The organism is Streptantibioticus ferralitis (assembly GCF_029223525.1).
In the GTDB taxonomy this organism is placed as follows: Bacteria; Actinomycetota; Actinomycetes; order Streptomycetales; family Streptomycetaceae; genus Streptantibioticus_A; species Streptantibioticus_A ferralitis.
Window position 1 is genome coordinate 18,187 of record NZ_JARHTQ010000052.1, and the last position, 17,037, is coordinate 35,223.

Genomic DNA, 17,037 nt, shown 5'->3' on the forward strand with positions numbered 1-17,037 from the left:
CCAGCCCCGGAAGGAAGCACATCCATGCGCAAATGGCTGCCGTTAGTCGCCACCTGCTTGGGAACATTCATGCTCCTCGTCTACTCGACGATCGTGACGGTGGCGCTCCCCAGCATGGCCCACGACCTGCACGCGAGCTTCGGCTCCTTGCAGTGGATCGTCGACGTCTACACCCTCGCCCTCGCGGGACTGTTGCTCGGCATGGGATCACTCGGCGACAACCTCGGACGCAAACGCCTCTACCTGGTCGGCCTGGGGGTCTTCGCCGTCGCCACGCTCGCCTGCGGCCTGGCCGGCAATGTCACCGCACTGATCACCGCGCGAGCGGTGCAGGGCCTGGCCGGTGCCGCGATGTTCTCGACCCTTCTGCCCTTGATCGGACTTACCTACTCCGGACGTGACAAGGGTGTGGCCTTCGCGGTCTGGGGCGCGGTCGCCGGTGCCGCCGCCGGTATCGGCAACGTCGCGGGCGGGGTCCTGACGCAGTTCCTGTCCTGGCAGTGGATCTTCTTCGGCGGGGTGCCGGTCTGCGTGATCGCGGTGGCGCTGTCCGCCGCGGTGCTGATCGACGACACCAGCAAGTCGACCCGCGTCGACTACCTGGGCATCGTCACCTTCACCCTGGCGGCGATCGGCATCACCTTCGGCGTCATCCGCGGCGGCGAGGAGGGATGGGAAGCCACTTCCGCGGTGCTCGGCTTCGTCGTCGGGGTGGTGATGCTCATCGCGTTCGTCCTCGTCGAGCGGGCCGGCAGCAACCCGATGATCTCGCTGACCCTGTTCCGCAAGCGGGAGTTCAACGGAACGCTGGTCGCGGCCATGGGCTACTACCTCGCCGGATTCGGGGCACTGCCGGTCATGTCGATCTGGCTGCAGGACAGCGTGGGGCTCCCCTCGCTGTCCACGGCCCTGGTCATCACGGTGCAGCCGGTGGCGTTCTTCGCCACCTCCGCCGTGGTCGGCAGCGCACTGCACCGGCTCCCCTCGCACTGGACGCTCGGCGGTGGCACGGTGACCGTGGGCGTGGGCAATGTGCTCATGCTGACGGTCGACGCGGGCTCGTCCTGGACGGCGCTGGTTCCGGGACTGGTCATCACCGGTATCGGCGCCGGCATCGTCTCCCCCGTGCTGCCCGCCATCGCCATGTCCGCCGCGCCCCAGTCCCAGAGCGGGGTCGCCTCCGCCGCGGCCAACTGCGCGCGCCAGCTCGGCCTGACGCTGGGAATCGCCGTACTCGGCTCGGTATTCCACCAGTTCTCGTCCGGTAAGGGCGGCGGTGATCCGCACACGCAGTACGCCAGCGGGCTGTCCGCGGTGTTCGTGGTCGCGGCCGCCGTCGGGCTGGGCAGCGGCCTGCTGGCGCTCTGGCTGCTCAAGGCACGGCGTCCCGCGGTCCAGCCGGCCTAGGGCGTCCGACGCACCGAGGTGCCCGGCAGCTGGGGCAGGAGGCAGCGGCGCCAACTCACCTTGTTCGTAAGGCCATTGGGCAGCAGGCTTGAACACCTGGGTTTCGTTGACACCTCTCACGGGCTCGCTGACGATCTATACGGCCGTGCATTTGCGCGAATGACGCGAAGACAGCGCGGAACTGGCCGCGCAGGCCGCGAATGGCGAAGGGACTGTGAGCCCGATGGCGACACAACCGCCTCAGATCGATCTTTCTGTGACCGAGCCGCTGGATGCGGCAGTCGACGAGACCACAGCGCTCGCCCAGTACCCAGGGCTGCGCGAATTCCGGGCCGCCCTGGGCGGCACGCCGCTCGTCGAGGTGCCCGGTCCGCCCGGCGGGGCGAAGATCATGGCCAAGTACGAGCTCCGGAACCCGTCCGGCTCCGCCAAGGACCGCCCCGCGTACTCCATGCTCTGCCGGGCCATCAACGAACACACGGGCAAAGAAGGCCCGTTAAAAGTCGTGGACTGCTCGGGTGGCAACATGGCCCGCGCGCTGACGGGGCTCAACAAACTCACGGGAATTCCGGTACGGGCCGTGGTGCCGGATTCCGTACCGCAGAGCCTGCTGACCCACCTCTCCGAGGCGGGCACCGTCGTCGACCTGGTGCCGGCATCCGAGTTCCCGCTCTCCATCATGCGGCGCGCTTCACAGATAGCCGAGGAGGACCCGAGCTGGACGCTGCTGGCGCAGCACCGGAACATGGCGAATGTCGCCGCGCACCAGTTCTTCACGGGCCGGGAGATCGTGGGCCAGCTCGACGGTGCCCGCCCCAGTGCCGTGGTGGCGGCGGTGGGCAGCGGCGGCATGCTCGCCGGGGTGGCCCGGGCGCTGCGGAGCATCGCTCCCGACCTGTCCGTCATCGGCGTGACCCCCGCGGAGCTTCCGTACGGGACGACCGAACCCCCCAATGCCGAACCGAAGTTCGCCGGTGCCGGTGGGCTGACCTACGGGATGCGCCAGCCGTTCGTGGAGAAGCTCCTCCCGGAGTTCGAGAGCGCCCAGGTCTCGCACCCCGAAGCGCTCAGGGCGATGTACGACTTCTGGCACGAGACCGGCACCAGGATCGGCTCCTCGGCCGGCGCGAGCTGGCTGATCGCGTGCGAGAAAGCGAAGAATCTCGGGCCCGACGACATCGTGGTCACGGTCTTCGCAGACTCCGGCTCGAAGGAGGACTGGGAGAAAGTAGAAAGCATGGGGAACTGAGCCATGTTCCAGTCGAAACCTGCCCGGAAGCCGAGATCGGCGGCCGTGCCGTTCGGCAGCCGGCGCGCCGGAGACGGCCCGCTGTCCCGGATGCTCGAAGACATCGATACGACGCTGGCCCGCGACCCATCGATCGCCTCCCGGCCGGAAGCGGTATTCCACTCCACGCTGCCGGCCCTGTGGATCTACCGCGTCGCGCACCACCTGTACGGCCGGCGGCACCGGATCACTGCCCGCGTACTGACCAGCTGCGCACGGGTGCTGACCGGCGTCGAGATCCACCCGGGTGCGCGAATCGGCCGCCGGCTGTTCATCGACCACGGCACCGGCGTGGTGATCGGCGAGACCGCCGTGCTGGGGGACGACGTCACCATCTATCAGCAGGTCACACTGGGCGCCGTGGGGTGGTGGCGGGACAAGCTGCGGCCCAGCGGGGACCGGCGCCACCCGCAGATCGGCGACCGCGTCACGCTCGGCGTGAACGCCACGGTCCTCGGGCCGCTGGCCATCGGCGACGACGCCCTGATCGGTGCGCACGCCCTGGTGCTCGACGACGTGGCGCCGGGTTGCCGCATCATGGGCGAGCCCACCGTCGCCCGCCCCGGAAAGCGACGGACATCTCCCGGGCGGACAGCGCCTGAGCAACGTCCCGGCCCATAGGACCGGTTGGCCGATAACAGTCCACCTGGGGCAGGGAGCGGCCGGGGTGGGATTAGTGTGGATCTTCATCGGAGTCACCGGATGGAACGGTGACATCCATGGCCCCGATGAAGGATTGCCCGAATTCTATGACATCCCCTGGCCGCGCCCGCTGGGCCATCGGCTCACTCCTGGCCGGCGGCATCGTCGTCAACTTTTTCGACCGTACGGTTTTGTCGGTGGCCAGTACCCCGCTCGCCGAGGAATTCGGGTTGAGCCTTGGCGAACTCGGCGTCGTACTCGCGGCGTTCAGCTGGTCCTATTGCCTGGTCCAACTGCCCTCCGGCCTGTTGGTCGACCGTATCGGTGTGAAGTGGCTGAACCGTATCGCCGTTCCGTTATGGGCCATGGCGAGTCTGCTGACCGCCGTGGCTTCCGGTCTCGGACTCATCGTGCTGGCCCGGGTGCTGCTGGGCGTGGCCGAGGGCCCGTCGATGGTCGGCGCCTCGAAGGCGACCGCAGCGTGGTTCCCCACCGTTGAACGGTCCCGGGCCACCGCGCTGTTCGATGGCGCGACGAAGCTGGCCAACGTGCTGGCCTTTCCGACGCTGGCGTGGGTGATCAGCTCGTGGGGCTGGCGGGCCGGGTTCCTGTTCACCACCGCGCTGAGCCTGCTGTTCGCCGTGGTGTGGTGGAGGGGCTACCGCGACCCCGACGAGCACCCCCGGCTGCACGGCCCGGAGCGCGCATACATCCGCGGCGGGGGTGCGCGCGACGCGCCCCACGGCACGCCGGGCCCCTTGCGCGGTGTGCTGGGCTCCCGCCGGATCTGGGCGATGTCACTCGGCTTCGCCTGCTATGGCTACACCATCAATGTGGTGCTCACCTGGATGCCGGTGTTCTTCCAGCGGCAGTTCGGCGCGGCACTGGGCCAGGCCGGCCTGTACGCCATGGTGCCGTGGCTGGTGGCGACCGCGGCCGAACTCGTCGTCGGGGGATGGCTGGTCGACCGCATGGTGCGCGGCGGCCGGGACGCCGTCGCCGGCCGCCGGCCGGTGCTGCTGGGCGGGCTGGCTCTGGGCGCGACCATCGGCTGCGCAGGGTGGGCCACCTCGCCTCTCGGCGCGGTCTTGTGGATGTCACTCTCACTCGGCGGTCTCGCCGTGGCCGCGCCCGTGGCTTGGAGCCTGCCGGGGCTGCTGGCCCCGCCGGGCGCGGTCGGTGTGGTCGGCGGGCTGATGAATTTCGCCAATACCGCGGCCACCACCGGCGGGGTGGTGTTGACCGGCTGGTTGGCCGAAATCACCGGTTCGTTCGGCGCACCCTTTGTGTTCGCGGTCGTTGTGCTGGCCATCGGTGGCCTGCTCTACTGGCCGGCGCTACGGACGGACCGCGCTCCCGCTTCCCGTACCGCCGAAATCAGAAAAGCACTCGACTAGATACTGCGCGCCGATCTCGGCCAACTCGCCATCAAAAACCGTTTGAGATCTTGGCGTACCAACCGGTTGCGTGTCTCGTATCACTTCGGCAATGCGGTCCCGTCATGTGCACTGGGGTATCCGCCCTCTCGACAGGACAACATTGCTTTAAGGTCGAACCATTCAGATCGAGACGGGGGCGTCGTAAGCGGATGAACCACACCTCAGTATTAGCGATGTGCCTGGACCGGCTGTCCTGGTCCCCGGACCGGCTGGCTCGGGAGATCAACAGGGTCTGCGGGGCGGGCACCATCAGTGCCAAGGCACCGTACAACTGGCTCAAGGGGTCGTGTCCGCGTCGCGGTCTGCCTCGCGTCGTCTCCGAGATACTCGCCGAACGGCTGGGGGAGCCGGTGCCGGTCCACTCGCTGTGGCCCGGCAAATTCCCGCCCATGGCACCGGAGTCCGGCCAGGACCGATTACCGGGGACACCACCGGCACCCTGCCACCCCGGATACGCGGTCCCGGCAAGCCGGCCGCACCTGGCTCCGCCGATCACCGCGACGGGCGACCAGGACCTGATCACCACGGCCGTGGACTGGCTGCTCAACACCGACTCCCGGCCCGCCGCGCAGCTGCGCGGCGAGGAGGTCGACGCGACGGCGCTGGGCATGATCAGCGAACGCATCTCCCAGTTCCGCCGGCTCGACGACGACCGCGGCGGCAGGCTGCTGCTGGACTGGGCCGTCCACGACCTACGGTGGGCCAGGACGCTCATCGACACCTGCTCCTACGACCAGGAGACCGGCGTACGGCTGCACGGGCTCGTGGCCGAACTCGGCCAGATCGTCGGCTGGGTGGCCGCCGACCTTGGCGACGAACCCCACGGCAGGCTCTACTTACTCGACGCCCTGCGCTCCGCGCGCTCCGCGGGCGACCGCGCGCTGGCCGCGCACATCATCTCCTGCCTGAGCTACCAAGCCGCGTGGCACGGCCGGGGCGAGGAGGCACTGCGGCTGATCCAGATCGCCCGCAAGGGCACCGCCGACCAACCCCCAAGCCGTGGACAGGCACTGCTGGCCAGCCGCCAGGCCAGAGCCCACGCCAGTCTCGGAGACCCGGTGGGCTGCCGGCGGGCACTGGAGGAGACCGCCGACATCAGCGAGGCCATCGGTGACACGCAGTGGACGGCCGAGCCCCAAGGGCGGGAGCCATGGGCCTACTGGGTCACCCCCGCCGTGCTGGTGGGCGACGCCGGCCGAGCCTGGCTGGAGGTCGGCAGGCCCGGCCGCGCCGCCCTCGATCTGGCCCGTGGCCTGGAGCTCTTCGACGGCAGCCAGCCACGCAACCGCCTGCTGCACCAATCCTCGCTGGCCGAGGCTCGGCTCTCGCTGGGCGAGGTCGACGGCGCGGCCCAGGCCGCCGGGGCGGCACTGGATCTCGCCGGTCAGGTGGCCTCGGCGCGCGGCCGAGCCCGCCTGGCCGGTCTACGCCGGCAATTCCAGCACCAAGACGCCGCCGAGGCCCGCCAGATCGTGCAGCGAACCGACCACGTATTGGGCCGTACGCGAAACTGAGCCGTGGCCGAGCCTCCCAGAGGTCGCCCGGCAGCTGAGCGGGGCCGGGCGGCCGGAGGCTCCACGATGCCCCGCGACACGACTGCCGATGATCCGCCGATGATCCGTCGATGAACAAAGGTGCGGCGGACGATACTGGCTACAGCGCATCGAGAGCCTCCCGCCATATGGGCTGAAGCATGTCTCCTGGCGGCTAAAGGACTCTCTTTCGTGATTTCCGGGACTTTTTCTTAGGAGACCACTATGCACGTCAATTACGGGGTGCCGCTTGCCCCGTTGACGACCCTCGGCATCGGCGGACCGGCCAGGTCCCTGGCCGAACTCCACGACCCCGCCGACTTCACAGACTTCGTCGAGGAGATGCGCCACTGCCCCGCCCCTCCCGTATGCCTGGGAGAGGGCAGCAACGTCCTCGTCGGCGACCGGGGCTGCGCCCTCCCGGTCGTGCGGATAGCCACCCGGGGGGTACGGGTGCTGGGAGCGGCCGACGACAGCCGGGTACTGGTCGAGGTGCAGGCCGGACACCCGCTGTGGGACCTGGTGGAGACGGTGATAGCCGAAGGGCTGGCCGGGATGGAGATGCTGGCGGGCATTCCCGGCACCACCGGCGCGACGCCCGTGCAGAACGTCGGAGCGTACGGGCAGGAAGTGTCCGACACCCTGCGCAGCGTGGAGGTGTGGGACTGGCAGCTGAGCCGCCGGGTCACCCTGGACGCGGCCGAGTGTGCACTGGGCCACCGCACCAGCATGTTCAAGAAGTCCCGGCGCTGGACCGTACTGTCCCTCCTCTTCGCACTGCGCCGGGCCGAGTTGTGCGCCCCGCTGACCTACCGCAGCGTGGCCGAGGTGCTGGACGTACCGCTGGGACACAGTGTGCCCCTGGCCCAGGCCGCCCAGGCGGTCCTGGCGGTGCGCCGCAGGAAGGGCATGGTGCTGAACTCCTGTGAGAACGACCGCCGTTCCATCGGCAGTGTCTTCTTCAGCCCCGAGGTTGGCGGCCCGCTGGCCTCGAAGCTGCGCGACCTCGGCGCGCCGGTGACCCGCTTCCCCGACGGCACCACGCGTGTGAGCGCGAGCTGGCTCATCCGGCAGGCAGGCTTCGATCTGAACCACCCCCTCGCGCCCGGCGTCCGGATTTCCTCCTTGCACTACACCCTCGTCGCCGACGAGGGTGCCAGCGCGGCCAGCTTCCGCAAGGCCGTCGACATCGTGCTGCGGCAGGTGCTCGACCGCACCGGCGTCCGTCTCACGCCAGAGATCGACTTCATAGGGGACTGACCGCACCGGCCGCGGGCCCGGTGCTCGGGGCCGCGCAGTAGTGGCGGCCGATGGGGACGATCAGCGGAGTATCCGAGACCGGGTCGGGGACGACCCGGCAGTCCATGCCGAAGACCGTGTGCATCAGTTCCTCGGTCACGATCCGCGACGGCGGGCCCTCGGCGACGATCGTTCCGCTGTTCATCACCACGATGCGGTCGGCGTAGCGGCAGGCGAGATTGAGATCGTGCAGCACCGCGACGACGGTGGTGCCGTCCTTGCGATTGAGGTCGGTCAGCAGGTCCAGCACCTCGACCTGGTGCGGTACGTCGAGAAAGGTCGTCGGCTCGTCCAGCAGCAGCAGACCGGTGCACTGGGCGAGCGCCATCGCGATCCACACGCGCTGCCGCTGCCCGCCGGAGAGTTCGTCCACGGGGCACTCGGCGAGCTCCAGGGTGTCGGTGGCGAGCAGCGCTTGTGCCACCGCGTCGTCATCCTCGGCCCCCCACCGCCGCAGCCACCCCTGATGCGGGTAACGGCCCTGCCCCACCAGCTCGCTGACGCGGATCCCGGCCGGAGCGACCGGGGTCTGCGGCAGGATGCCGAGGACGCTGGCGACCTGCCGGGTCGACATCGAGTGGATGTCTCGGCCGTCCAGGCACACCGCGCCCGAGGCGGGGCGCAACAGCCGTGCCAGGGCACGCAGCAAGGTGGACTTGCCGCAGCCGTTCGGGCCCACGACCATCGTGAACTCGCCCGCGGGGACCTCGATCGACAGCCCGCTGACGACCTCCCGCCCGTCGTAGCCCAGCCGGACTTCCTCGGCGCGCAGCACATGCCGTTCACTCATCCGTCCCTGTCCTCCAGCTCTTCCTCCGGGGTGGTCATCCGCTACCTCCCGAGCGGTTGGTGGTGGTCACCATGAGAAGCAGATACGGGGCTCCCACGACACCTGTCACCACGCCCACCGGAAGTTCCGTGGAGTCGAACAGATGCTGTCCGATGAAGTCGGACGCGGACATCAGGACCGCGCCCACCAGCGCCGCCGCCGTAAGGGCAGGCCCGCGCCCGCGCAGCAGCCCGCGTGCGATCGGCGCACTGACCAGGGCCACGAACGGCACCGGGCCGGCCGCCGCGGTTGCCACCGCGGCCAGTGCCACCGCCACCGCCAGCAGCACGAGCCTGCGGTACTCCACCCGCACCCCGAGCCCGGCCGCGGTGTCGTCGCCGAACTGCAGCACCCGCAGCGAGCGTGCCGGCAACGCCGTCGCGGGCAGCAGCAGGACCAGGCACAGCGCGAGCGTGCCGGCGTGCGGCCAGCCGCAGCCGTCCAGGCTCCCCGTCAGCCACTCCAGGGCCCGCTGGGCGTCACTGATCTGTGTGGTGGTCATCAGGTACGAGATCAAGCTGGACAGTACCGCCGCGATCCCGATACCAACGAGGACGAGGCGATGGCCGCTCACCCCTCTCCGCCACGCGAGCAGGTAGATGAGGGCGGCTGTGACCAGCGCCCCCGCCAGCGCCCCGAACGAGACCGCCATCCCGTCCAGCCCGAGGAGCAGCACGCAGACGACGGCCGCGGCGCTCGCGCCCGAGGTGATGCCGATGACGTCCGGACTGGCCAGCGGGTTGCGAATCAGGCTCTGGAAGAGCGCGCCGGACAGGCCGAACGCCGCTCCGCTCAGCACGGCCGTCAGCACCCGCGGCAGCCGTACGTCAAGGACGAAGAACTCGCTCTCCCAGGAGGCCCTACCGAGGAGTGGCCTGGCGAGCGAACGCATCACCTCAAGCAGCGGTACGCCGAACTCACCCAGCACCAGCGCGGCGACGAACGCCCCGAGCACGGCGAGCACCAGGGCGGCGATCACAGCGTACGTACGTCTTTTGACGCGGCGGCGCGCCACGGCCACGGTACGACGTGCGGCTTCCCTGCACGCCATCTCCCGCTCCGCCGCTGCGGCGCGTCCGGTCACGGTGTCGCCGCTCATCACAACTCCGCGAGCTTGCGCCCGCGTACCAACAGAACGAACACCGGAGCGCCGATGACCGGAGTCATCAGCCCAACCTGTAGCTCGGAGGGACGTACCGCCAACCGCCCCACGATGTCGGCCACCAGCAGCAGGAAGGGCGCCAGCAGCATCGAATAGGGCAGTATCCAGCGGTAGTCCGGACCAGTGATCAGGCGTGCCAGGTGCGGCACGGTCAGGCCGATGAAGGCGATGGGCCCGCACATCGCGGTGGCGGCTCCGCAGAGCAGGACCACTGACAGCGCCGCCAGCATGCGGCCACGATTGACGTGTTGGCCCAGGGAACGCGCGGTGTCCTCACCCAGCGCGAGGGCGTTGAGCATCCGCCCAGAGGCGAGCGCCAACACCGCGCCGACAGCCAGGAAGGGCAACGCCTGTCTGATGACCGCACCGTCCCGGCCGGCCAGCGAGCCCACCCGCCAGAACCTGAACTGGTCGAAGGCGTCCGCGTCGATCAGCAGGATCGCGGTGATCAGCGAGGTCAGGGCGGCACTCACCGCGGCCCCGGAGAGCGCGAGCTTGATGGGCGTGGCGCCACCACGGCCCAGCGAACTCACCGCGTAGACAAGGCAGGCCGCCAGTGCGGCGCCGACGAGACCGAACCACACGTAACCGGTCAGGGCGGTGATACCGAAGATGTCGATGCCTGCGACGACGAAGAGGGCGGCACCGGCGTTCACCCCCAGAATGCCGGGATCTGCCAGCGGGTTGCGGGTCACCCCCTGCATCACCGCACCGGCCAGCCCCAGCGCCGCCCCCGCCAGCACTCCAAGGACGGTGCGTGGGAGCCGTAACTCCCATATGGCCAAGTGGTCCACGTTGTGCGGATCGAAATGGAACAGCGAGTCCACGACCCTGCTCAGCGGGACGGCCCGCGTGCCCACGGCCGTGCTGACGGCCGCCGCCACTACGAGGGCGAACAAAGCGGCACCTAAACCCGACAACAGCTTGGCGCGGCTGCTTCTCACCCCTGTTTTCCCCGTTCCCTCTGGCTGTTCACGACGTCACGACTTACGTGGCAGCTCCAACTTCTGTAAGGCTAACCTCAGCGATCTTTCGCGTCGACATTCGAAGCCTCGAACACCCCCGCGGACCTGAGGAGATACATGCCGCCCCGGCCCGGCCGACGACAGTTTCTGACCACTGGCGCCCTCGGGCTCTTCGCGCTCGGCGCGGCGGGCTGCTCATCCCCGGAGGCGGGCCGCGGACAAGCCGCCCCCGGCCAAGGAGACGCCTGGAGCTTTACCGACGACGCCGAACGCACAGTCCGGCTGGGCCGCCGCCCGCAGCGCATCGTGGCCTACGCCACCGCAGCCGCGGCCCTGTGGGACTACGGAATCCGCCCGGTCGGCGTATACGGCGCCTTACGGAAGCAGGGCGGCGGCAAGGACGTCACCGTGCTCGGCGAGGTGGACCTGAGCCGCGTGGCCACGGTCGGCACAACCTGGGGCCACATCAGTGTCGAGCGGCTGGGGAGGCTGCACCCGGACCTCGTCGTCGACCCCCTCCAGTACGGCGCGCCCCAGATCGACCCGAGCAGCCTGAAGCTCACCGAGAAGCTGGCCCCCGTGGTGTCCATAGAGGTGTACGGAGCCAAGGTCGACACCACCGTGCGACGCTACGCCGACCTCGCCGCCGCCTTCGGAGCCGGCTTCACCGCACAAGAGCTGCGACGCGGGAAGGCGGCGTACACCGCCGCCCGGGACAGAGTCCGCCGAGCCATCACCGGCAAACCCGGGCTACGGGTCCTATTCGCCTCCGCCGACCAGGACGGCATCAGGATCAGCAAGGCGGGATTCCCCTCCATCGCCGATTTCGAAAGCCTCGGCCTCAATGTCGTCAAACCCACCGGTGGCAGCACCATCTACGTGGAAAAGCTCTCCTGGGAACTCGTCGACCGCTATCCGGCCGATCTCATCCTCCTCGACGTGCGCTCCAGCAGCCTTCAACCGGCGGACCTGAGTAGCAACGGCCTGTGGCGAAGCCTCCCCGCAGTCCGCGCCGGCCAGCTCGGCCCCTGGAACCCCGAGCCCAACCTCAGCCACCACGGCATGGCCAAGGTCTACGACTCGCTCACCACGACACTCACCGGTGCCCGGCCGCACATCACCTGACGCCAGGCCCCAGCAAGGGCAAACGACATAAAAAGCCCCATCCAGTCACTTTCCCACAGGCCATGAGGGTCTGATCAAGTGAAGCCCAGGGGAGCCGAACCCCTGGTTCACGCTCGCGTTCCAGCCGCGAGCGCGGCCCCCTCTCGATTCGGCACTTCGGTGACGCCAGCAGCGAGCGTGACACGTTTTCCTGAATTCAGGATTCCTTGTATCGTCGGGGCATGCTGACGCTTGCTTCCGAGGTTGAGGTGCTGGCGCGGTTCGGCCGTGCACTCGCCGACCCGATCCGCTGCCGACTGCTCCTGGCGCTGCGCGAGGCCCCGGCCCACCCGTCCGACCTGGCCGAACAACTCGGCATCTCCCGCACGCGGCTGTCGAACCACCTGGCGTGCCTGCGCGACTGCGGCCTGGTCGTCGCCGTGCCGGTCGGGCGCCGCACCCGCTACGAACTCGCAGACCCCCGACTGGGGCACGCCCTGGACGACCTTCGCACCGCGGTGGTCGCCGTCGAGACCGACCGCGCCTGCGCCGAGGCCGAGACCAAGGACTGCTGCTGATGGCCGCCTCCATATCCCTCGGTCCGGCCCCTGCCCGCCGGGACGCCCTCACCCGGCGTATACGGCTGCTGGTGGCCGCCACCATCACCTACAACGTCATCGAGGCAGCCGTCGCCATCGCGGCGGGCACCGCCTCCTCCTCCACCGCCCTGGTCGGCTTCGGACTCGACTCCGTCATCGAGGTCTCCTCCGCCGCCGCCATCGCCTGGCAGTTCTCCGCGACCGACCACACCGTCCGCCAAGCCCGCGAGAAGACCGCCCTGCGGATCATCGCCTGCTCGTTCTTCGCGCTCGCCGCCTACGTCGCCATCGACGCAGCCCGCGCCCTCGCCGGGACCGGCGAGGCAGGTCACTCCTTGCCCGGCATCGTCCTCGCGGCCCTGTCCCTGGCCGTCATGCCCGTACTGTCCGCCGCACAGCGCCGCGCCGGAAGAGAGCTGGGCTCCGCCTCGGCAGTGGCCGACTCCAAGCAGACCCTGCTCTGCACCTACCTGTCGGCCGTACTCCTGGCCGGGCTCCTCGCCAACCTGCTGCTGGACTGGTCCTGGGCCGATCCCATCGCGGCCCTCGTGATCGCCGCCGTCGCCGTCAAGGAGGGCCGCGACGCCTGGCGCGGCGACGCATGCTGCACCATCCCGGCGGCGGCGAGCGACCTGGACAGCACAGCCGATCCGCGCGGCTGCCAACCCGGCTGCGACTGCCGCGGCTGACCCGAGGCCCCTACGCGCGGTAGCGGCAGGGGCAAGGGGACAGCCGTACCGGCCGCCAGCGGCGGAGAGACAGCGGATCGGACGAGCGGTACCTGGCTTCGAGCAGAAGTAAAGCCCCTGGTAGGACAGGTCTCACCACAAGATCATGTCCGTAGCCGGCCCGCGACGCCGGAGTGCCCCAGGCCACCGGCTACCGCTACCTGCACGAAGGCATCGACGTCCTCACCGACCAGGCTCCCGACCTGCACGAAGTCCCGGCCCGGTGTCACCGCGAGGGCATGTCGCACGTCATCCTGGACGGCACGCTGATCGAGTCCGACCGCCTCACGGGCGTCCGAGAAAACGGCAACGACCTGTGGTTCAGCCAGAAGCACAAAGCATTCGGCGGCAACATCCAGTTCCCGTCCGCGCCCGACGGCACCCCGCTGTGGGTCTCCGACGTCGAACCCGGCTCCACCCCTGACATCAACCGCCGCCCGCATCCACGCCCTGCCCGCTCAGTACAAGGCGGCGGCCGATGGCCTCCCGACCCTGGCCGACAAGGGCTCCATCGGCGCGGGCATCGGCATCCGCATCCCCGTCCGCCGCCCAAAGGGCAAGTCCGAACAGGCACTTCACGTCGACACCCTCATGTTCAACACCCTGCTGCGACACGTGAGAGCCCTCGGAGAACGCACCGCCGCCGAACTCAAGCAGCGATGGCGCACACTGCAGCACCCCACGCTCATTGGAAGTTTTGAATTTCCGCACTGCTCGCTCTTGGCGTCGCCAGACATGATCACTTCGGTTCCCCGCCTTCGGCGCGGCAACGATTAAGGGCAGGGTGCGTATCAGGGCACAAGGACGATGCGGGTGCCTGTGGGGGTGTTGGCTGTCCAGGCGCTCTCGACGTCGCGCAGGGGCATGGTGAGGGTGTCGATCGTCAGGCCGGCGGTGGGGAGTCGGTCGGCGAGGTCCCGGTGGGCGGCGCGCATGCCGGCAGGCGAAACGGAGCCCTGGCCGCTGCCGCGGAAGTCGACGTCGGCCTTGCGCAGGGTGGCGCCGGGGAGGGCGATGGTGGGGCCGGCCATGGCTCCGACGTGTACCCAGCGCAGACGGTGGGCTGCATCGGTGCGGGCGCTGGTGAGGGCGGCGAGGGCGACTTCGGTGGGGTGGCCCCAGAGATAGTCCACGACCACGTCGGCGTTGGCGGCGGCCTGGGCCAGACGCCTGGCGACGGTGTCGTCGTCGGTGTCGAGCGAGACCGCGTGGTCGGCGCCGAGGGCCGGGAGCTTGGCCAGGGCCTGGGCGTTGCGGCCGGCGGCGGTGATCGTTCCTGCGCCGAGCAGGCGCGCGAGCTGGATGGCCATCTGTCCGGCATTGCCGGTGGCGCCCAGGATCAACACGTGCTCACCGGGCTTCAGTTCGGCCCGGTGGGTCAGGGCGAGCCAGGCGGACACGGCCGGGTTCATCGCCGCGGCCACCATGATGTCGTCGACGCCGTCGGGCAGCGGCACCAGTTGGTCGGCCGGGATGGCGATGTACTCGGCCATGCTCCCGTTCGGCGCCTTCAGCCCGCCGAAGAAGACCCGGGTGTTCTCGGGCGTGCGGCCGACGCCGTCGAAACCGGGGACCAGAGGCAGGGTCTGGTCGCTGGTGTAGTGGGTTCCCGCAGCACCGGAGCGAACGCGCGGGTGGAGGCCCGCGGCGAGGACTCGGACGAGAACCTCGCCCTCGGCGGGCCGCGGGTCAGGGTACTGCTGGTAGCGGGGCGGCTGGCCGAAGGCGGTAACGACAGCGGCGCGCATGAGCACTCCCTATGAATGCTGGGTTTCACCGAATAATTGGTTAGTGTAACGTACTATCTGCGTCGCTTACTATATGTGCCGGTCATGGTCCGGTCGCGTCATGGAAGGAGTCCCCAGGTGGGCGAGGATCTGGTGGTCACGGATGCACTGGTGCAGCTGTCGTTCCTGGTGCAGTCCGTCTTCGAGCAGGCGTGCGCCGAGCACGACACGCCTCCGGCCCAGGCCCGCCTGCTGGGTGTGCTGGAGGGCCGCAGCCCTGGCATGGCCGAGCTGGCCGGACTGCTCGGGGTCGAGCGTGCGAGCGTGACCGGCCTGGTGGACCGGGCCGAGCGCCGCGGCCTGGCACGGCGGGTGGCGGTCCCGGGTGACCGGCGCGCTTCCCGCGTCGAGCTGACCGGTCAAGGCCGACAGGTCGAGGCAGCCTTCCGGACCACCGTCACCGACCGCCTCGGCGCCCTGGTCGCAGACCTTCCCCGGTCCGACCACGCGCACCTGACCCGCATGGCCGCCCGCATCCTCGCCGCGGGTGCGGCCCGCTGACCCCCTTCACCGCAAACAGCTCGTGACGATCCGGTCGGCGCACGTCCCCGGGTGTGAGTAGTTGAGGAATTAGGAAATCCCAGTGCGCTCGACCCACGAGGCGGAACTCCGGTTCGACGTTGTTGGGACACGTCCGGTCAGGTGGCGGGCGGTGGTGTGTCGTCAAGGAGCGCCAGGCGTGCGGTCACGTCGTCAGCCAGCCTGGTGAGCAGTCGGCTCAGGTCGCTGCGGTCCTGATCCGACCAGTCGGTGATGGCGTCAGTGAACCAGCCGACCATCGATGCCGAGTAGCGGTTCGCCGCCTCCGCCCCCTGGGCGGTCGGCTCGATGAGGCTGGCACGCCGGTCGTGCGGGTCGCCGACGCGGCGCACGAGGTTGCGCCGCTCCAGCGCCTGGACCTGCCGGGTGATGTGCGGACCGACGACCTGCATCCGCTCCGCGATCTCCCCGACACGAAGCGGACGGTCCGCCACATGGAGCGTCATCAGCACCCCTACCGCAGGGCGGTCCAGGGCGAGCCCGGCGGCCTCGGCCGCCCGCTCGGCCAGGCGGCCTCGGGTGACGGCGTTGCTCAACTGTGCCAGTCGCGGAAGGACCGCGAGCACAGCCACCCCCGGCCGGTCGGGGCCGGTCGGCGACTCTGTTTTCTTCATGCCTCCACACTTCCACTTGCATACCTAAGTTAGGTATCTGTACCGTCGGGGAGGCGCCGCATCCATGGGGCGCACTGCGTCTTCCATAAGGATACCTAAGGTACGCATCTTTGAGTGTGGCCGTTGGAAAGCCCTTCGAAAGGACCCCTTCATGAACCACTCCGCGAACCGCAAGGTCCTCATCTCCGGCGCGAGCATCGCCGGGCCGTCCCTGGCCTACTGGCTCCACCGCTACGGCTTCGACGTCACCATCGTGGAGAAGGCGTCCGCCATCCGCGGCGGCGGCTACGCCATCGACATCCGCGGCACGGCCCGCGACGTCGTCGACCGCATGGGACTGCTCCCGCGGCTACGCGAAGCGCACGTCGACACCCGCAAGCTCTCCTTCGTGGACGCCGAGGGAACCCTCATCGGCTCCGTCCGCCCCGAGGCCCTCACCGGAAGCGCGGAGGGCCTGGACCTCGAAGTGCGCCGCGGCGACCTGGCGGACGCCCTCTACGCACCGCTCCGCGACACGGTCGAATTCATGTTCAACGACTCCATCGACACGCTGGACGACGCCGGGGACCGCGTCGACGTCACCTTCGCCAGCGGTACCCGCCGCACCTTCGACCTCGTCATCGGAGCCGACGGGCTGCACTCCAACACCCGCGGGCTGGTCTTCGGCCCCGAAGAGGAGTTCCACCGCTACCTCGGCTTCACCTTCGCAGGCTTCACCCTCCCCAACGACTTCGGTCTCGCGCACGAGGGAGCGATATGGAACGTCCCCGGCAGGGCAGCCGTCCTCTACGCCCACGAACCCAGCGACCATCTGCACGGGTTCCTCACCTTCATGCAGGATGAGCCACCCATCGGCGCCTTCCGGAACCCCGAGGCACAGCACGACCTCGTCGCCTCCACGTTCCCCGAGGCCAGCTGGCACCTCCCGCGCCTGCTGACCGCCATGCGCGAGGCCGACGACCTGTTCTTCGACGTGGGAGTGTCATGAATCAGGTGGGCACCCGATCAGAAGGGACCCCAGATGGACACGAAGAGCAGTCACCTGATCGAGGACGCTGACGGCGTGTCGGTTGCGGTGTTGGGCAGCGGCGTTGACGGTGCT

17 protein-coding genes and 2 pseudogenes are annotated in these 17,037 nt (G+C 69.4%); 13 read left to right on the forward strand and 6 right to left on the reverse strand.

The window, feature by feature from the left end; translation table 11 throughout:
• Window positions 1-24: 24 nt before the first annotated feature.
• The 6 genes from P2L57_RS37805 to P2L57_RS37830 all read left to right on the forward strand — a co-directional run bounded on the left by P2L57_RS37805 (window position 25) and on the right by P2L57_RS37830 (window position 7,568).
• Window positions 25-1,407 (forward strand): MFS transporter, encoded by a 1,383-nt coding sequence (locus tag P2L57_RS37805; protein WP_275822715.1) that lies wholly within the window; start codon window positions 25-27, stop codon window positions 1,405-1,407.
• 223 nt (window positions 1,408-1,630) lie between these two features.
• Window positions 1,631-2,656, forward strand: coding sequence for a PLP-dependent cysteine synthase family protein (locus P2L57_RS37810; protein ID WP_275822717.1), 1,026 nt, complete (start codon window positions 1,631-1,633; stop codon window positions 2,654-2,656).
• 45 nt (window positions 2,657-2,701) lie between these two features.
• Complete coding sequence (epsC, locus tag P2L57_RS37815) at window positions 2,702-3,316, forward strand: serine O-acetyltransferase EpsC (protein ID WP_372516074.1); 615 nt, start codon at window positions 2,702-2,704, stop codon at window positions 3,314-3,316.
• A gap of 128 nt (window positions 3,317-3,444) precedes the next feature.
• Window positions 3,445-4,734 (forward strand): MFS transporter, encoded by a 1,290-nt coding sequence (locus P2L57_RS37820; RefSeq protein ID WP_275822719.1) that lies wholly within the window; start codon window positions 3,445-3,447, stop codon window positions 4,732-4,734.
• 191 nt (window positions 4,735-4,925) lie between these two features.
• Window positions 4,926-6,290: an NsdA family TPR-like regulatory protein gene (locus P2L57_RS37825; protein WP_275822721.1), complete on the forward strand. Its 1,365-nt coding sequence runs from the start codon at window positions 4,926-4,928 to the stop codon at window positions 6,288-6,290.
• Window positions 6,291-6,533: 243 nt separating this feature from the next.
• Window positions 6,534-7,568, forward strand: a complete 1,035-nt coding sequence (locus P2L57_RS37830) for a UDP-N-acetylmuramate dehydrogenase (protein WP_275822723.1) — start codon at window positions 6,534-6,536, stop codon at window positions 7,566-7,568.
• On the opposite strand, the gene P2L57_RS37835 is transcribed toward P2L57_RS37830, so the two are convergent.
• From P2L57_RS37835 to P2L57_RS37845, 3 genes are read right to left on the reverse strand one after another with little or no spacing between them, the layout of a single operon-like run.
• Window positions 7,555-8,397, reverse strand: a complete 843-nt coding sequence (locus tag P2L57_RS37835; protein WP_275822725.1) for an ABC transporter ATP-binding protein — start codon at window positions 8,395-8,397, stop codon at window positions 7,555-7,557. The two genes, P2L57_RS37830 and P2L57_RS37835, sit on opposite strands and share 14 nt — an antisense overlap.
• A gap of 34 nt (window positions 8,398-8,431) precedes the next feature.
• Window positions 8,432-9,535, reverse strand: a complete 1,104-nt coding sequence (locus P2L57_RS37840; protein WP_275822727.1) for a FecCD family ABC transporter permease — start codon at window positions 9,533-9,535, stop codon at window positions 8,432-8,434.
• Window positions 9,535-10,542 carry a FecCD family ABC transporter permease gene (locus P2L57_RS37845; protein ID WP_372516076.1) on the reverse strand — a complete coding sequence of 336 codons (1,008 nt, stop codon included), beginning with the start codon at window positions 10,540-10,542 and terminating at the stop codon, window positions 9,535-9,537. The genes P2L57_RS37840 and P2L57_RS37845 overlap by 1 nt, the downstream gene beginning before the upstream one ends.
• A 138-nt stretch (window positions 10,543-10,680) precedes the next feature.
• On the opposite strand from P2L57_RS37845, the gene P2L57_RS37850 reads away from it, so the two are divergent.
• The 3 genes from P2L57_RS37850 (at window position 10,681) to P2L57_RS37860 (ending at window position 12,955) form a co-directional block, all read left to right on the forward strand.
• Window positions 10,681-11,688, forward strand: coding sequence for an ABC transporter substrate-binding protein (locus P2L57_RS37850; protein WP_275822729.1), 1,008 nt, complete (start codon window positions 10,681-10,683; stop codon window positions 11,686-11,688).
• Window positions 11,689-11,909: 221 nt separating this feature from the next.
• Window positions 11,910-12,245, forward strand: coding sequence for an ArsR/SmtB family transcription factor (locus tag P2L57_RS37855; protein ID WP_275822731.1), 336 nt, complete (start codon window positions 11,910-11,912; stop codon window positions 12,243-12,245).
• Window positions 12,245-12,955, forward strand: coding sequence for a cation efflux transmembrane domain-containing protein (locus tag P2L57_RS37860; RefSeq protein ID WP_275822733.1), 711 nt, complete (start codon window positions 12,245-12,247; stop codon window positions 12,953-12,955). The genes P2L57_RS37855 and P2L57_RS37860 overlap by 1 nt, the downstream gene beginning before the upstream one ends.
• 143 nt (window positions 12,956-13,098) lie before the next feature.
• On the opposite strand, the gene P2L57_RS41005 is transcribed toward P2L57_RS37860, so the two are convergent.
• Window positions 13,099-13,242, reverse strand: coding sequence for a hypothetical protein (locus P2L57_RS41005; protein WP_372516077.1), 144 nt, complete (start codon window positions 13,240-13,242; stop codon window positions 13,099-13,101).
• Here P2L57_RS41005 and P2L57_RS41010 point away from each other — a divergent pair.
• Window positions 13,234-13,407 (forward strand): annotated as a pseudogene (locus P2L57_RS41010) (IS5/IS1182 family transposase); the annotation flags it as partial. The gene P2L57_RS41005 and the pseudogene P2L57_RS41010 sit on opposite strands and share 9 nt — an antisense overlap.
• 115 nt (window positions 13,408-13,522) lie before the next feature.
• Window positions 13,523-13,771: a hypothetical protein gene (locus P2L57_RS41015; RefSeq protein ID WP_372516078.1), complete on the forward strand. Its 249-nt coding sequence runs from the start codon at window positions 13,523-13,525 to the stop codon at window positions 13,769-13,771.
• Between the two features lie 14 nt (window positions 13,772-13,785).
• On the opposite strand, the gene P2L57_RS37875 is transcribed toward P2L57_RS41015, so the two are convergent.
• Window positions 13,786-14,742: a quinone oxidoreductase family protein gene (locus tag P2L57_RS37875; protein WP_275822734.1), complete on the reverse strand. Its 957-nt coding sequence runs from the start codon at window positions 14,740-14,742 to the stop codon at window positions 13,786-13,788.
• A 117-nt stretch (window positions 14,743-14,859) separates the two neighbouring features.
• On the opposite strand from P2L57_RS37875, the gene P2L57_RS37880 reads away from it, so the two are divergent.
• Window positions 14,860-15,282, forward strand: a complete 423-nt coding sequence (locus P2L57_RS37880) for a MarR family winged helix-turn-helix transcriptional regulator (protein ID WP_275822736.1) — start codon at window positions 14,860-14,862, stop codon at window positions 15,280-15,282.
• Window positions 15,283-15,419: 137 nt separating this feature from the next.
• Here P2L57_RS37880 and P2L57_RS37885 read toward each other — a convergent pair whose 3' ends face one another.
• On the reverse strand, window positions 15,420-15,935 hold the full coding sequence (locus tag P2L57_RS37885) for a MarR family winged helix-turn-helix transcriptional regulator (protein WP_275822738.1): 516 nt from the start codon (window positions 15,933-15,935) through the stop codon (window positions 15,420-15,422).
• 151 nt (window positions 15,936-16,086) lie between these two features.
• Here P2L57_RS37885 and P2L57_RS37890 point away from each other — a divergent pair.
• A pseudogene (locus P2L57_RS37890) lies at window positions 16,087-16,911 on the forward strand (FAD-dependent monooxygenase); the annotation flags it as partial.
• Between the last annotated feature and the right edge of the window lie 126 nt (window positions 16,912-17,037).

Excerpts from the sequence above, each read along its gene's own strand:
- P2L57_RS37805 (WP_275822715.1), top strand. The coding sequence starts at position 25 with ATGCGCAAATGGCTGCCGTTAGTCGCCACCTGCTTGGGAACATTCATG.
- P2L57_RS37810 (WP_275822717.1), top strand. The coding sequence starts at position 1,631 with ATGGCGACACAACCGCCTCAGATCGATCTTTCTGTGACCGAGCCGCTG.
- P2L57_RS37820 (WP_275822719.1), top strand. The coding sequence starts at position 3,445 with ATGACATCCCCTGGCCGCGCCCGCTGGGCCATCGGCTCACTCCTGGCC.
- P2L57_RS37825 (WP_275822721.1), top strand. The coding sequence starts at position 4,926 with ATGAACCACACCTCAGTATTAGCGATGTGCCTGGACCGGCTGTCCTGG.
- P2L57_RS37830 (WP_275822723.1), top strand. The coding sequence starts at position 6,534 with ATGCACGTCAATTACGGGGTGCCGCTTGCCCCGTTGACGACCCTCGGC.
- P2L57_RS37835 (WP_275822725.1), bottom strand. The coding sequence starts at position 8,397 with ATGAGTGAACGGCATGTGCTGCGCGCCGAGGAAGTCCGGCTGGGCTAC.
- P2L57_RS37840 (WP_275822727.1), bottom strand. The coding sequence starts at position 9,535 with ATGAGCGGCGACACCGTGACCGGACGCGCCGCAGCGGCGGAGCGGGAG.
- P2L57_RS37850 (WP_275822729.1), top strand. The coding sequence starts at position 10,681 with ATGCCGCCCCGGCCCGGCCGACGACAGTTTCTGACCACTGGCGCCCTC.
- P2L57_RS37855 (WP_275822731.1), top strand. The coding sequence starts at position 11,910 with ATGCTGACGCTTGCTTCCGAGGTTGAGGTGCTGGCGCGGTTCGGCCGT.
- P2L57_RS37860 (WP_275822733.1), top strand. The coding sequence starts at position 12,245 with ATGGCCGCCTCCATATCCCTCGGTCCGGCCCCTGCCCGCCGGGACGCC.
- P2L57_RS37875 (WP_275822734.1), bottom strand. The coding sequence starts at position 14,742 with ATGCGCGCCGCTGTCGTTACCGCCTTCGGCCAGCCGCCCCGCTACCAG.
- P2L57_RS37885 (WP_275822738.1), bottom strand. The coding sequence starts at position 15,935 with ATGAAGAAAACAGAGTCGCCGACCGGCCCCGACCGGCCGGGGGTGGCT.